The sequence below is a fragment of the Raoultibacter massiliensis genome, from assembly GCF_900199545.1.
Lineage (GTDB): Bacteria > Actinomycetota > Coriobacteriia > Coriobacteriales > Eggerthellaceae > Raoultibacter > Raoultibacter massiliensis.
The window spans coordinates 556,833-572,002 of record NZ_LT962670.1; the positions used below are offsets into that span (position 1 = coordinate 556,833).

Annotated in this window: 9 protein-coding genes and 1 pseudogene; 8 read left to right on the forward strand and 2 right to left on the reverse strand. The window is 59.6% G+C overall.

The annotated features are described in order from the left end of the window. The first annotated feature begins 123 nt into the window (after positions 1-123). The 3 genes and pseudogenes from C1719_RS15515 to C1719_RS02305 form a co-directional block, all read left to right on the forward strand. The gene (locus C1719_RS15515) at positions 124-738 is read left to right on the forward strand and encodes a TetR/AcrR family transcriptional regulator (RefSeq protein ID WP_180963428.1); all 615 of its coding nucleotides are present in this window, start codon (positions 124-126) and stop codon (positions 736-738) included. A 184-nt stretch (positions 739-922) separates the two neighbouring features. Next, positions 923-2,368 carry an aminopeptidase gene (locus C1719_RS02300; RefSeq protein WP_102373614.1) on the forward strand — a complete coding sequence of 482 codons (1,446 nt, stop codon included), beginning with the start codon at positions 923-925 and terminating at the stop codon, positions 2,366-2,368. Between the two features lie 313 nt (positions 2,369-2,681). Then, positions 2,682-3,437: pseudogene (locus C1719_RS02305) on the forward strand (IMP dehydrogenase); the annotation flags it as partial. A gap of 149 nt (positions 3,438-3,586) precedes the next feature. On the opposite strand, the gene C1719_RS02310 reads toward C1719_RS02305, so the two are convergent. Then, positions 3,587-5,311, reverse strand: coding sequence for a lipopolysaccharide biosynthesis protein (locus C1719_RS02310; RefSeq protein WP_245874265.1), 1,725 nt, complete (start codon positions 5,309-5,311; stop codon positions 3,587-3,589). 240 nt (positions 5,312-5,551) lie between these two features. Between C1719_RS02310 and C1719_RS15635 the strand changes: the two genes are divergently transcribed. From C1719_RS15635 to C1719_RS02325, 3 genes are all read left to right on the forward strand, one after another. Next, entirely contained in the window at positions 5,552-6,565 is a 1,014-nt protein-coding gene (locus tag C1719_RS15635; protein ID WP_180963429.1) for a coiled-coil domain-containing protein, read from the forward strand. 162 nt (positions 6,566-6,727) lie between these two features. Further along, positions 6,728-9,298 (forward strand): leucine--tRNA ligase, encoded by a 2,571-nt coding sequence (leuS, locus tag C1719_RS02320; protein WP_102373615.1) that lies wholly within the window; start codon positions 6,728-6,730, stop codon positions 9,296-9,298. Between the two features lie 505 nt (positions 9,299-9,803). Next, positions 9,804-10,775, forward strand: coding sequence for a hypothetical protein (locus C1719_RS02325; RefSeq protein WP_245874267.1), 972 nt, complete (start codon positions 9,804-9,806; stop codon positions 10,773-10,775). Between the two features lie 76 nt (positions 10,776-10,851). Here the strand turns inward: C1719_RS02325 and C1719_RS02330 are convergent, their stop codons facing one another. After that, entirely contained in the window at positions 10,852-12,321 is a 1,470-nt protein-coding gene (locus C1719_RS02330) for a helix-turn-helix domain-containing protein (RefSeq protein WP_102373616.1), read from the reverse strand. A gap of 259 nt (positions 12,322-12,580) precedes the next feature. Between C1719_RS02330 and C1719_RS02335 the strand changes: the two genes are divergently transcribed. Together C1719_RS02335 and C1719_RS02340 are read left to right on the forward strand one after the other, a co-directional pair. Next, a complete protein-coding gene (locus C1719_RS02335) occupies positions 12,581-14,278 on the forward strand; it encodes an FAD-dependent oxidoreductase (protein WP_342745889.1) in 1,698 nt (565 codons plus the stop codon). 227 nt (positions 14,279-14,505) lie between these two features. Beyond that, complete coding sequence (locus tag C1719_RS02340) at positions 14,506-15,162, forward strand: SanA/YdcF family protein (RefSeq protein ID WP_245874269.1); 657 nt, start codon at positions 14,506-14,508, stop codon at positions 15,160-15,162. Positions 15,163-15,170 lie beyond the last annotated feature (8 nt).

Consider the following 15,170-nt stretch of genomic DNA (forward strand, 5'->3'; position numbering starts at 1 on the left):
GTGGTACACTGTACCAAAGTCAATACCCGCAAGTTATGGGCGACTCGACGGGAACACCGTGATGCCATCGGCCAAGCGGCTGGCCTTCGCTATAATGGGCGATACGTTAGAAAGGCGAGGTACATGGCTCAAGCTGCTCGAAAGGGCAAATCGCTCACAAATGAAGAACTGGCGAAAGCGGCGCTCGAATACGTTGACGAAGAGGGCGTGGACGCGCTTTCCTTCCGCAAACTGAGTGATAGAACCGGCGTGCCCACGATGACCATCATGAACCGTTTCGGTTCAAAGTACGACCTCATGAAAGCCGCTTTGGGGGTTATGCTTGATGAGACGATCGTCGAGCCGGTTGCGGGGGAGACGTGGCAGGAAAGTCTGCGCCGCGTCGCTCGCCTGAACCGCGCCATGGCACTCAAGCACCCGAAGGCGTTCATGATGTTCGTCCTCGTGCCCATATTCGAGTCCCCTGTTCTCGAGTTTACCGACCGCGTGTTCTCTACCCATGAGAGCCAGGGGCTGCCCGAGGAGATGCCTGCGGTGTTTCTGTCGATGATGCATTCGTTCCTCCCCGGTTTCCAGCTTGCCGAGGCTTATGCGAATCGGGAGCGCGATCGGGTGGGTGCTGGCGCGTCCGCCGAAGCGATCGAGCGATTTGATCTTTTCACCGAGGAATCGTTCGACCGAAATATCGAAATAATCATAGCGGGATTGGCTGCCTGCTACGATCTGCCTCGGGAGTAGGGCAACCTGGCTCGGAGCGTTTCGCTTGCCTCTGTTCCCAAGTTGTCATCTTGAAGTTTCTGTGCCGGCTCCTTTATTTGCCATTTCCCGAGGATAATGGTAGGGAAATAAGAAGCGCATTGCTCATGGAATCACGTGCAACGGTTGCAGTAAAATCGGGGTATGCGCGAAGGAAGGGAACGTTATGGAACGTGAAAATGCATGGAAATCGTACTCCGAGCAAGATCTTGCTGCGGTCGAGACATTGGCTCAGGGGTATATCGATTTTCTTTCCACCTGCAAGACCGAGCGCGAGTGCGCCCGTTTTGCCATCGACCTTGCGGAGGAAAACGGTTACGTCGACCTCAAACAGGTGATCGAGGAGAAGCGCCCGATTCGGCCGGGTGATAGAATTTGGGCGCATGCGCAGGGAAAAGCGCTCATGCTCGTGGATGTTGGAGCCGATCCGTTCGAGAGCGGTCTTAATATCCTGGGCGCTCACATCGATTCGCCTCGCCTTGACGTCAAGCAGAATCCGCTGTTCGAGTCGAACGGATTCGCTCTGATCGATACGCACTACTACGGCGGCATTAAGAATTACCAGTGGGTCACGGTTCCGCTTGCCATCCACGGCGTAGTCGTGAAGAAAGACGGGAGCGCCGTCGATGTCGTCGTCGGCGAGGCGGCGGATGATCCTGTGTTTTGCGTGACCGATCTCCTGATCCATTTAGCCTCGAAGCAGATGGGCAAGAAGGCGAACGAGGTTGTTGAAGGCGAGGATCTCGATATTCTCGTGGGCAATCGTCCGCTCGTTATCGAAGGCGACGATGGGGCCTCTGCCGCCGCCGATAAGGGCAGCCCCGAAGCGAAGCGCGCCAAGCTTGCCGAAAAGGAACCCGTCAAGGCCTATCTGCTCGATCTTCTCGCCGAGAAATACGGCATCGAAGAAGAGGATTTCCTTTCGGCCGAACTCGAAGTGGTCCCCGCGGGAGCCGCGCGCGATTGCGGTTTCGATCGATCGATGGTGATTGGATACGGGCAGGACGACCGTGTGTGCGCCTATACGTCGCTGCTCGCTCAGCTCGCCATCGAGGAACCTGCGAAAACGAGCGTGTGCATCCTCGTTGATAAAGAGGAGATCGGAAGCGTCGGGGCGACGGGCATGGCCTCGCAGTTCTTCGAGAATACGATGGCCGAGATCATGGCGCTTGCCGGATCCCCCGGCGATATCCCCCTGCGCCGCGCTCTTGCTTCCTCGAGCATGCTGTCTTCCGATGTGAGCGCTGGGTTCGATCCTGCGTACGCGAGCGTTTTCGAGGCGAAGAACTCCGCGTTCCTCGGGCGGGGACTTGTGTTCAACAAGTACACGGGCAGCCGAGGGAAGAGCGGGTCGAACGATGCCAGCGCCGAGTACATGGCGCGCATCCGCGCCATCATGGATGAAGCTGACGTGGCGTTCCAGACTGCCGAACTCGGCCGCGTCGATGCGGGCGGTGGCGGCACGATCGCCTACATTCCGGCGAAATACGGCATGGACGTCATCGATTCGGGCGTCGCGGTGCTCTCGATGCATTCTCCTTGGGAGGTATCATCGAAGGCCGATCTGTACGAGGCATACAAGGGGTACAAGGCGTTTCTGCGCGGGGCGTAGAAACGCGTAAGAGGGCACGGCATTCCGAAAGGCGAAACGGGCGTCCTGCGAGGTGGGCGCCCGTTGTGTTTTTTTGCGATCGCCGATCACGCGCGCGGCGGTTCTGCGCCCATGCGAGCGTGCGGTTGCATGGGTGCAAAAGACCGTCGGCCGCAGAATATTTCTCCACATTCTCTGTGCTTGGTCGCACTTGCGCTTTGTCGTGGCTATAATAGCGGGTAATACCTGAGTAACGGCCCGCCGCCGATCGGGAAAGCTGGTCGCTGTCCGCGCCGTGCAAACCTCGACCGCAGTCCAAGAAGGAGTTTCGTCCATGGCTTACTATTTCGACGAACCATCGCGTACGTTCAACGAGTACCTGCTGGTTCCCGGATTCTCTTCGTCAGAGTGCATTCCTGCAAAGGTGAGTTTGAAAACTCCCCTCGTAAAGCACAGGCAAGGGGAAGAGCCTGCGATCTCGCTCAACATCCCGATGGTTTCTGCCATCATGCAATCGGTTTCCGATGACGGCATGGCCATCGCGCTTGCGACCGAGGGAGGCCTTTCGTTTATCTTCGGATCGCAGACCATCGAAAACCAGGCGGCTATGGTTGCGCGGGTCAAAGATTACAAGGCCGGTTTTGTGACGAGCGATGCGAACCTCGCTCCCGACGCAACGCTCGCCGACGTGCTTGCCCTTAAAGAGGAGTACGGCCACTCGACGATGCCCGTAACCGACGACGGCTCTGCCCACGGCAAGCTGCTCGGCATCGTGACAAGCCGCGATTACCGCATATCGCGCATGGACCCTTCCGAGAAGGTTGCGGATTTCATGACGCCGCGCGAGCGCATGATCGTGGCCGCTGCGGATACGAGCCTCAAGACGGCAAACGATATCATCTGGGACAACAAGCTCAACTCGCTTCCCCTGGTCGATGAGGAAGACCATCTCATGTACATGGTGTTTCGCAAAGACTACGATTCCCATAAGTCGAACCCCTACGAGATGCTCGATTCCCACAAGCGCTACATGGTGGGGGCGGGCATCAACACTCGCGATTACGCCGAGCGCGTGCCGGCGCTTGTCGAGNTCGTTGAAATCCGTTGAGGACGCTGGACCGGGCAGCGTAAACGCATGAATCTGATGGAAACTGTGCAATCTGATGGCGCTCTGCCGACAGGCTGGGATTGGCGTCGCTCCCCAAAGCGTCCGACGGCTTGTTCGCTGCAGCGTTTCGCTTACTTTTTAGAGTGGTTTCCCGTGTGAGTTTTCGTCCGTGCGCCGTGGCTGGCCGTGCGGGCTCTTCTGCCCTCGGGCGCGAACTCGGCATCCTCGCGGGCAAGGCGCTTTTCGCGCGCGGCGTTGCGAGCGGTATGGGCGCCGGTTTCGGCTTTCTCGGCTGCCGTCTGCCGCGACATCTCGTAGCGGATGCGGAAGTATTCCCATATCAGCAGCACAAATAGGATACACATGACGATGAGGTAGCCGATGATGGCGCCCGGCAGCCCCGTGAAGTTGATGAGCAGGATGGGGATGAACAGCGAGAACCCGAAGGTGATGAGGTAGAGCTTCATGACCGCCTTCTGGCGACGCAGCACCGTGATGACCTGGTAGACGAATTCAATGGCCGCCGTCACGCCGCCCGCTGCAAGCATGATGAAGCACAGATCTCTGAACGGCATGAAATCGATGCCGTACAAGAAGCTCATGACGGGCAGCCCGATCGACCCCATGATGAGCGCCATGAGGAGCGTGAGCACAACGATGGCTGCAAGGATCACGACGATGATGAGGTCGAAGCGCTTCCTCTTGGCGGGATCGGCCCAAACGTTCGCCATGCGCAGCAGCAGGGGCTTGTAGATGAATCCCGCCGTCAGCAGAATGCCGTGGGCAGGGAAGTAGAGCGCGTTGAAGTACAGCTGGCTGTCGTAGGAAAGCACGCCCTCCATGACGAATTTCGGCATGTTGTCGATAAGGTTGTACATGAACAGCGCCACGAACAAGGGAAAGCATTGCTTGAGCAGGTCGAAGACGCTGCCCATGCTCCACTTGCGCGATTTCGGCGTTTCGAACAGCGCAAGCGGGAATGTGAGGAACAGGAAGGTCGCTGCGGCGGCGATGGCCATGGCGATGCTTGCAGCCGAGAGGTTGCGCGAAACGAACAGAACGACGGTGAAAACGACGAACACCACCAGCGAACGGAATGCTTGCGAAATGCCCGCAAGATAAAGCTTGTCCACCTGCTGAAGGCGCCCTTCGTATACATCGGCCAGGCCGTCGATCATCTTGTAGAGGTACACGCCTATGCTGATGAAGAGCATTTGATCGGTATACCCGCGGATGGCGCAGTAGGCAAACCCCGCTGCAATCATGATGATGCAGGTGAGAATGCGGTTTATCTGATAGTCGGAAAACGAGTGCTCCTCGCCGATATCCGATACCTGGTAGGTGCGCACGCCGTAGTTCGCGACGAACATGAGCAACAGGCCCGTGACGAAGGCGAGCGAGAACATGCCCGCCTGCTCCACGCCCACAAGCTGCGTTACCACGATGGTGAGCAGCGGAAAGACCATGCCCCATGCGCCGACTCCGATGGTGTTCCACACAAAGTCGCGCGTGGTGCGATGCGCGGCGTATTCCTCTTCCTGCTCGGCGAGCGAGCGGTCGGATACGGCGCCGAGCAGGCGGTTGCACCACCCGTTAACCGTGCGCGTGACGAAGTTGGGCTTGCGCTCCTTGCGTTTCTTTCCGCTGGTTGCCCACCCTGAGGGGCCGAAGGCCTTCCGGTTCGCCTGCACCTGCGTCTGCGGCTCGTCGGTTGAGCGTGCGGCGCCTAGATCGTGCTGCGCGCGCGTACGTTGCGCGGGCTCTTCCGCGCGCTCGCGCCGCATGGCGGCGGCTTTGCCGAGCTGCCGTTTGCGGGTATTCGCTTTTTCGGGGTTGGACGGGTGCTGATCTACCAACGAGCCCGCCTTCTCTCACGCATTGTGCACAACATGCCGGTGTTTGCGACCTTCTTCGATCATCGGGGTTCGATTACTTGGAAAGTATAGTTCATTGCGCGCTGCCTCCCGACAAGCACATCAGCAATCAACAAACCGTCCGCAACGTATGGCTGGCGCACGGCGGGCGGGCGTCAACGGTCGGATGTCGTAATGGGGCGATTTCTTCTCGATGCAGAAAGGGAACGCTATACTGTTTTTATGAAAACAAACGAAACATTCGAAGCGTTGCCCGAAAACCCCGTCGTCGCACGCCTGCGCGGCTCGGGGGGCAGCCTGGTCGCGCCGTTCGCGTGCCTCGCGGTCGTTTTGGCGTTCGTCGGCCTGTTCGGTGCTTGCGGCATCGCGTTCGGCGATGAGGTTTCCGATGCCCAAGACGCCCTTTCGGAAGCGGAATCCCAGTTGACGGAGCTGCAGGCCGAGCGCGACGAGCTTGAGGCGAGCATCGCATCGCTTCAGGATGAGATCGACTCGGTGGCTGCTCAGGCGATGGCGGCGCAGCTCGCTTCGCAGCAGAGCCTCGATCGGCTGAAGAACAGCGCCGTTTTTCACTACAAACTCGGAGGCGTTACGCTCTACGATATGGTGCTTTCTTCGGAATCGCTCGCCGACATGCTCGCGACGGTGAACTACCTCGATGCGCTCGAGGCGTCCTTTGCGAAGGACGCGCAGGAGCAACAGGACCTTACGGCTGCCCTGGAAAGCACAATCAAGGGACTCGACCAGAAGAAGGCGGAGCAGAACGCGTTGCGCGACGAGCTGGCTGCCAAGGAAGCCGAGGCCCAGACGCTTGTCGAGGAAGCGACCGCCCGAGTCGACGAGGCGAAAGAGCAGGAGCGGTTGGCGGCTTTGGCCGCTTTGGCCGCCCCGAGCGGATCGGTGTTCGAAACGGGCGCGATCGACGGAAGCTGGCAGCTCGGTTTCGCTTCTGCGTACAGTTTCGAGGATAACGACGGATGGGATGCAACCGCCTCGGGCATACCGCTCGATTGGACTTCCTACACGGTGGCCGTTCCCATCAGCCAGCGCTATCTGCTTGGGAGTTCGGTGGAGATCAGCTACGGCGGCATGAGCCTTGTGGCAACCGTCACCGACGTCGGGGGATTCGCGGGCTACGGCCGTGCGCTCGATCTGGCGCCGGGGGTATGGAGGGCGTTCGGCGCGAGCTCGCCGGGCGATTGGGGTGTGCGTCAGGTGGCGTACCGGTTCCTGTAGGCTCCGCCCCGCAATCGCCGCATGCGGAGATTTGCCCCTGTCTGCTTTGCTCCGTTGCGAATATCACTATAATAAGCACCACTTGTGATTATGCATGCTGCGGGCGTGCTCGGTTCGGCCGAGCGGGTAGGGAATCCGCAGCCCTGACGAGGAAGAAACGCCATGAAAGAATACAACCCGCACGAGATAGAACCGCGCTGGCAGAAAGTCTGGGAAGACGAGGGTCTCAACGCGGTGACGGAAGATCCTTCGAAGCCGAAGAAGTACATCCTCGAGATGTTCCCCTATCCCTCGGGCGATCTCCATATGGGGCATGTGCGCAACTATACGATCGGAGATGTGCGCGCCCGCTATTTCCGCATGCGCGGATTCGACGTGCTGCATCCGATGGGCTGGGATGCGTTCGGCCTTCCTGCGGAAAACGCCGCCATCCAGCACAACAGCCATCCGGCGAAATGGACCTACGCCAACATCGACACGCAGAAGGAATCATGCAAGCGCATGGGCTTCTCTTACGATTGGAGCCGTACCGTCGTAGCGTGCGACCCCGAGTATTACCGCTGGGGTCAGTGGATCTTCCTCAAAATGTGGGAGAAGGGCCTTGTCGAGCGCAAGAACTCGCCGGTGAACTGGTGCCCGAACTGTAAAACCGTGCTCGCCAACGAGCAGGTGACGGAAGGCGAGTGCTGGCGCTGCCACGGGGCGGTCGAGAAGCGCGACCTCACGCAGTGGTACTTCAAGATCACCGAATACGCCCAGGAGCTGCTCGACGATCTCGATCAGCTTGGCGGATGGCCCGATCGCGTGAAGCAGATGCAGGCGAACTGGATCGGCCGCTCGGAGGGCGCCGAGGTCGATTTCATCCTGTGCGATGCAGAGGGAAACGCGCCCGAAAACCCCACGGACGACGACATCATCACCGTGTTCACCACTCGTGCCGACACGCTGTTCGGCTGCAGCTTCTTCGTTCTGGCTCCCGAATACAAGGGGCTTTCGGATCTGGTTGCGGGAAGCGAATACGAGAAGGCTGTAACCGACCTGGTCGCCGCCGCCGAGAAGGTGAGCGCCGTCGAGCGCGCCCAGGGCGACCGCGAGAAGCACGGTGCTTTCACGGGCCGTTACGTAGTGAACCCCATCAACGGCGAAAAAGTGCCCGTTTGGGTGGCCGATTACGTGGTTGCCGATTACGGCACCGGCGCGGTCATGGCCGTTCCGTGCGGCGACCAGCGCGATTTCGAATTTGCCCGCAAATACGATCTGCCCATCATTCCTATCATCCTTCCCGAGGATGACGAACTGTATCCCGAGATCGGCGGCGTCGCCGAGCGCGTTCGCCTGGACGTCCCGTGGGACCACGCGTTCGACGCCGAGGGCATCCTCGTGCAGTCGGGCAAGTACACGGGCATGGTGGGCGGCAAGCACTCCGAGGGCGAAGCGGCGATCGTCGCCGACCTCGAGGCGATGGGCCGCGGGCGTCGCAAGGTGGAATTCCGCCTGCGCGATTGGCTGATCTCGCGTCAGCGCTACTGGGGAAACCCCATCCCCGCCATCCATTGCGAGAAGTGCGGCGTAGTGCCGGTTCCCGAAGATGATCTGCCTGTCGTGCTTCCGCTCGAGGTGGATATCGCCAAGGGCGAGACGCTCAAGGATTGCGCATCGTTCTACGAGACGACCTGCCCCGTATGCGGTGGATCCGCTCATCGCGAGACCGATACGATGGACACGTTCACGTGCTCGTCGTGGTATTTTTTGCGCTACACCGATCCGCACAACGATTCCGCTCCTTTCGATTCGGCGAAGGCGAACCGCTGGCTTCCCGTCGACCAGTACATCGGCGGCATCGAGCACGCGATTCTGCATCTGCTCTACTCGCGCTTCTTCGTGAAAGTGCTGCGCGATATCGGTCTCGTCGATTTCGACGAGCCGTTCCAGAACCTGCTCACGCAGGGTATGGTGAAACTCAACGGCGAGACCATGTCGAAATCGAAGGGCAACACGGTTGCTCCCGAGGATATGATCGTCGAATACGGGGCCGATGCGGTGCGCACGTACATCCTGTTCATGGCCCCGCCCGATAAAGATCTCGAGTGGGAAGAGGACGGCCTTGCCGGCATATACCGCTTCCTGAACCGCGTGTGGCGTCAGGTGAGCGATTTGATGGGTGTTGCTGGCGAGGATACGCTCTACCAGGGCGAAGCGAGCAAGGAAGAGGGCATCGCCGCCGCCGATCTGCTCAACCGGGAACGCCATCGCGTGGTGGGCAAGGTGATCGACGATATCGATCGCAATAACTTCAATACGGCGCTCGCCGCCATCATGGAGCTCTCGAACGCGACGGGTGATTACCTGCGCAAAGTGTCGCCCGAAACGCGAGGCGGATGCGACTACCTGCCGAAACTCGATCGCGATGTCGCCGAGACCATCGTGGTAATGCTTGCGCCCATGGCTCCGCACTGGGCCGAGGAGCTGTGGCATACGGTGCTCGGCCACGAGGATTCGGTGCACGGGCAGCCGTGGCCCGATTTCGATCCCGAGCAGGCGAAAGCCGATGAGGTGGAACTTGCCGTGCAGATCAACGGCAAAGTGAAGAGCCGCATCGTAGTGGCAGCCGATGCTTCCGAGGAAGCGATCAAGGAAGCTGCGCTCGGTGCCGTATCCAACGCGATGGAAGGCAAAAGCGCCGTGAAGATCATCGTGATCCCCGGCCGCCTGGTGAACATCGTCGCAAAGTAACGGCGGGCTTCTGACTCGTCCGAAGGGGGCGCGTCGGCGCGCCGCAGAAAGATCGAGCCGCCTCCCATTTCTTGGACAGCGAGAGATGGGAGGCTTTCTTATGCCAGGCGATCTGGGATTGAGGTGCGATGAACCCGCATCGGGGATACGGGGGTCCTCATTAGGGATACGGGGGTTCGCATTGGGGATACAGTGGGTTCGCATCGGGATGTGGCGGGCTCACCAGAAAAATGCGGCAGGGCGGCGTTGCCATAGAGGCAATGCCTCGCATGCGGCGTCGGGCGCCCCGTTTCGACGCTGGAAGGCGTTTTGTGTTCCTGATTCTTCCGATTTCGGCACAAAATTGGACCTGTGGCAAAATGTAATACATTGATAAACATGAATAAGCAACTTGGTTTTTTCGCCATCAGGCATTTTGTTGATAATCATTTCAGAAACAATAAAGTAATGAATTGCATAATTGCCACAGGTCCAATTTTGTGCCGAATTGTGGTAATGTGAGAACATGGATGTGGTTGTTGGATACGAATCGGCCCTTGCTTTCTGGCGAACGGTCGGCCCTTCGCTTTTGGGCGATGGCAAAGCTCGCCGGAATGCGACGCTGCGCGCGCAAAAGGCGTTGGCGGCTGAGGGCAGGCCGCGGCTCGAAGGGGGAAACCGTCGACCGGCAGGTTGCACGCTTCCCGTGCATGTGCTGGTCGGTCGGGATGCGATGCGCGTTCGAACTAAAAGCGTTGCGAGCAGCGTATGCTCCAGCTTGCCGCAACGATCAGTCGTCGATGCGGGCACGGGCTTTCTTATCTGCTCTCCCGAGTTCGTTTTCTTGCAGATGGCGGCTTCGCTGACGCTGGTGCAGCTTATTCAACTGGGATTCGAGCTGTGCGGCACGTATTCGTTGGCTGAAAACGGCCCCGCTCGCACGCGCAGGGCTCCGCTTACCGCGGTCGCCAAACTCAAGGCGTTCGTCGAGGCGAACCAAAACGTGCCGGGACGCGTGAAAGCGCTGCGAGCGTTGCGCTATTGCATGGATGGATCTGCTTCCCCCATGGAAACAACGCTCGTCTTGTTGCTTTGCTTGCCATACGGTTTGGGCGGGTACGGCATCGAGAGACCTTTCCTCAACTACCGCATCGATGCACCTCTGGGCATGAGGAAGGCGACGGACCGATCGTATTGCAAGGCCGACTTATGCTGGCCGAAAGCCAAGCTGTGCGTTGAATATGATTCGAAGGAATACCATCTTGAGCCAGAGCGCCAAGAAAGCGATTCGAGGCGACGGAACACCTTGGTTGCGCTGGGGTTTACGATGATGGTTGTATCGTGGGGGCAGATTGCGGACAGCGGCGCCTTCAATCGGTTGGCGCAACAAGTTGCGAGAAAGACAGGCAAACGCCTCCGCTATAAAGACCCCGGGTTCACGCGAAAGCACCTTGCTCTTCGCGACGAGCTGCTGGATCCGTTGCGCCCCCCTTGCTAGCTGCTGAGGTTTTCATCGTCTCTCGATGGCTGCCGAAGTTGCGGGAGGCACGGTAAGGCGACCCGATGCGGGCGCCCTACGCGTCACTGCCGTCCTCGTCGGCTGCGGCTTCCACGATATCGATGAGCTCCTGCTGGGAATGGATGCCCATCTTCGTGTAGATGTGGCGCACGTGGGTTTTCACGGTGTTGTGCGAAAGGAACAGCTTCTCCTGGATGACGGGGCTCGTGCGTCCGCGAGCCAGCAGTTCGAGCACCTCCGATTCGCGGTTTGTGAGGCCGAAGCGTTCGGCAACCGTGCGGCAGTTGTCCTCGAGGCTCGGCAAATCATCCGCACCATCGCCGTCAGCCTCGATGGCTGCGGGCACGACGGGCACGATGTCCTGCATGGTCGATTCGAAGCTGAATTTCTTCAGCACGACGAAGCTGTAGAACATGAATCCGAACGTGATGAAGGCCGAAGCCCACAGTATTCCGTCCACATCGCCCGCCGTGATCCCGCTAATGGCTTGGCCGATCAGCGCGCCGATGCCGATGCCGCACCACGAGGCTCCCATGGCGAAAGCCACGGTGGTGATGCCACCGAGCATGTTGCGAGACCCCGCAACCGCCACAAGGAAGTACATAAGCAGGGTGAACGCGCTTGCACCTGCATGAAGGAACACGCTTGAGAACTGCAATCCTCCCATTGCGCCCGATCCGATGAGGACGAGCGGTGCGGTCAAAAATCCTGCGAACACAAGCAACGTCGATGTTTGGAACAGCACATCGGCGTTGAGCCGCATGCGCCCGATCACCACCATGAGGAATACGGCGGTTACGGGGACGAACGAGAGCAGCATCTGGGCAGGCGTCTCGATGGCGGCTTGAAGGTTGAGCGCATATCCGTAGGCGGCGTTGAACAGCAGGATAGATACGAATACGGGGTGCGAAAACGGCAGGTACGACGAGGGATTCGTCACATCGAGCACGATGGGGGAGTCGACGGTGCGGATGGTTTCGACCGTGTCGATCGCGTAGCCGCGCACGAGGGCGAACGCGGCGACGATCGTGAGCGCGTAGAGAGCGAGACCGAGCTCGAACGGCACCGGTGCAAGGGAAAGCGCAAGGTTGACGGCGTAGCTTGCGACGAACGCCGTCGGTATGCAGACGGTGCAGCGGGCGGGACCGAGCTTCATGAGGGTAAGGAAGGTGAGGACCGCGAACCACACCGTGCCGATTCCCCCGAACGGGCTTCCGATAGCAAGCAGCAGCGGGGAGCGCAGGGTGATGCCGAGGTAGAGAAACGCGATGCCTGCGAACAGTGCGAGAAAAGAAATCGCCGACCATGCCTTTTCGCGAAAGACGCTCGGCTTGCGGTATGCGGCAACGCCGAGCAGGAGAAAGAAAACGACGCCGCAATACGTCGACACCTCACGCGCCCCATCGTTGATTCCGATGAAATGGGGGAACAGCAGGTTGTTGAGCAAGAATCCGTTGACGAGCAGCAGCGCGAGGGCGGCGGTGGCCCTTGCCGTCATCGTTGCAGGCGATGCCTTGTCGCTCATTGAAGTTCCTCCCAACCGATTTCGCTACAAGTGTATACGACCCGCATCGGAAAATGTAGGTATGAAATGCCATTTTAGACAGTTCACCCTCTCAGGGCGATCGGCGTTCCGGTTTGCCTTCCACTGGTTGCCGTGCCGAAAAGCTGGATTTCGCGTCCTCAGGGTGACGGCAGAGTCGGCGGGGCGGGATAAGGTTGCGCCATGCGATGCGAACGAAAGCTCGCTCGATCGAAAAGCAAACTCTGTGAAGGAGGGATTCATGGATACCATGAACGAAAAGAGAACAGGCTTGACCCGTCGCGGCTTTATCGGCCTCGGTGCGCTTGCGGCGGCAGGTTCCGTCGTCGGGCTTGCGGGGTGCTCCCCCGCGGGCGATGGCAACCTTGCGGCCGATGCGGCTCCAAGCGATACGGCCGGTGCGACAACCGATTGGCTCGGTGCGGAACCTGAGGCTGGAGATATCGCAAGCACGGAGGAGACCGACTTCCTCATCATCGGCGCGGGCACGGCGGGCATGTGCGCTGCGGGCACGGCTGCCGACCTCGGTTTGGATTTCATCCTGTGCGAAAAGAACGACAGCGTGCAGGAAACGCGCGAGTACCTCGGTGCGGTCAACAGCATGTACGCCGAACAGGCTGGTTACAAGGTGGACAAGGCGAAGCTCTTGAACGAGCTTACGCGTTACGCTTCGGGCAAATGCGACCAGGAGGTCATCAAGGTCTGGATCGACGAGAGCGCCGAGATGATCGAATGGTTCGCTCCCATGATGGAGGCGGCTGGCAAGCCGACCGTGTTCGACATGCCCCCCGAGCACCCTACCGGCGGTACCGACTATTACCTGCCCTATCTGCAGCATGTCTACCTGACTCCCTATACGCCGCCCATGCGAAACGATATTCTCGCCGAGCACATCGAGCAGTTGGGCCACGAGATCCGCTACAAGCACGAACTCGTGAAGCTTCTGCATGAGGGAGGCAAGGTGACCGGCGCCGTTTTCAAAACGCCCGATGGCAACGTGCAGATCAATGCCAAAGATACGCTCTTGGCAACCGGTGGCTACCCTGCCAACCCCTCGATGATGCGCGCGTTGCAGCCTGCCGCCCTTCAATGCTGCACCGCTTCGAGCTATGCTCCCAACAACGATGGCTACGGCCTTAAGGCGGGGCTTTGGGCGGGCGGCATCAAGGATGCCGATCCGGCTCCCATGATCTTCGACCGCGGTGCGGTCGAGCCCGGAGTTGATTGCGGGTACGTGGGCGAAGGCGAGAAGGCGATGCTTCCCGGCACCATCTTCCAGGAAAACATCGGCAGCCAGCCGTTCATGAAGGTGAATCGCGAGGGCAAGCGCTTCGTAAACGAGTCGACGCCCTACGACTTCATGTGCTTTGCGGCGAGCTACCAGCCCGGCGGCGTGTGGTGCCAGGTGTTTGACGGCAACGCCTCTGAAGATATCCTGCGCTTCTCTACGGTCGGCTGCTCGGCCTTCGCGAATCAGATGATGGCCGCGGGCATGCCCATCGACGAGTTCTGCGCCGTTGCGCTCGAGCAGGGCGTGATGGCGAAGGCCGACACGCTCGAAGAGCTTGCCGAGAAGATGCAGCTTCCCAAAGAAGAGTTCTTGGCCCAGGTCGAACGTTACAACGAGATGTTCGACAACCAGGAAGACACCGAATTCGGCAAGGAAGCGTACCGTCTTTCCGCGCTTCGCACGCCTCCGTTCTACGGATGCTGGTTCGGCGGATCGCTTCTGACTACGCTCGACGGCCTGCGCATCAACAAGGATTGCCAGGTGCTCAGCAAGGATGGCGGCGTCATCGAAGGCTTTTACGCAGCGGGCGACGTTTCGGGAAGCTTCTTCTCGGGCAACTACCCCGAATACATCGTCGGATGCGCATCGGGCCGCTCCTCGACCCAAGGGCGTCATGTTGCGCGCTACCTTGCGGGAGACCTCGCGTAGCCGATTCCCTTGCGGTCTGCGCACGGAGGTGCAAGAACTCCTGCGCGAGCGCTGCAATCCACTCCCCGAAGAAGCGCCGGCATCAACCGGCGCTTCTTCTGCGTTTCAGCTTCTGGCCAAGCCTTATGAAAGACCTGTCCCTTTTCGGTAGGGGGCGGGAGAACTTTGCGATCTGCCGCAAACCCTTTGGTATCATCGATCTCATGGCTAAGGATAGGAAACATGGATTGATTGGCACCATAGTGCTTGCCGTTGTCGGGGTGATCGTCGTTGCCGTGGCGGTGGTGGGCATCACCAATGCCGTCGTCGTGAAAACGGGCGGCGATAGGATCGTCTCGATCGAAGAGGCTGCGACCGAAAACGCAGAGTGCATCCTTGTTCTCGGCGCGTCGGTTCTTCCCGATGGAACGCCGTCGGGGATTCTGCAGGATCGCATCGACCGGGGCATCGAACTCTACTTCGCCGGCGCTGCACCCAAGATCATCATGAGCGGCGATAACGGCACGGAATCCTACAACGAAGTCCTCGCTATGAAGAACTACGCCGTTTCGCAAGGCGTTCCAAGCGAAGACATCTTCTGCGATCACGCCGGATTCTCCACCTACGAGAGCATGTATCGCGCCAAACACGTTTTCGGCGTCGATCGCATGATCGTGGTAACCCAAACCTATCACCTCTATCGCGCCCTGTACGCGGCCACGGGCTTGGGCATCGAAGCGGTCGGCGTGGAAAGCGATCTGCATGTCTACGGCGGGCAGCCGTGGTTCGATCTGCGCGAGATACCCGCCCGCACGAAGGATTTCTTCCAAACGCTCATAGCGAACCCGTCCAAGTTCGTCGGCGATCCCATCAGCCTTGCGGGTTCGGGCGACGACGTCGAATAATGCGGCGG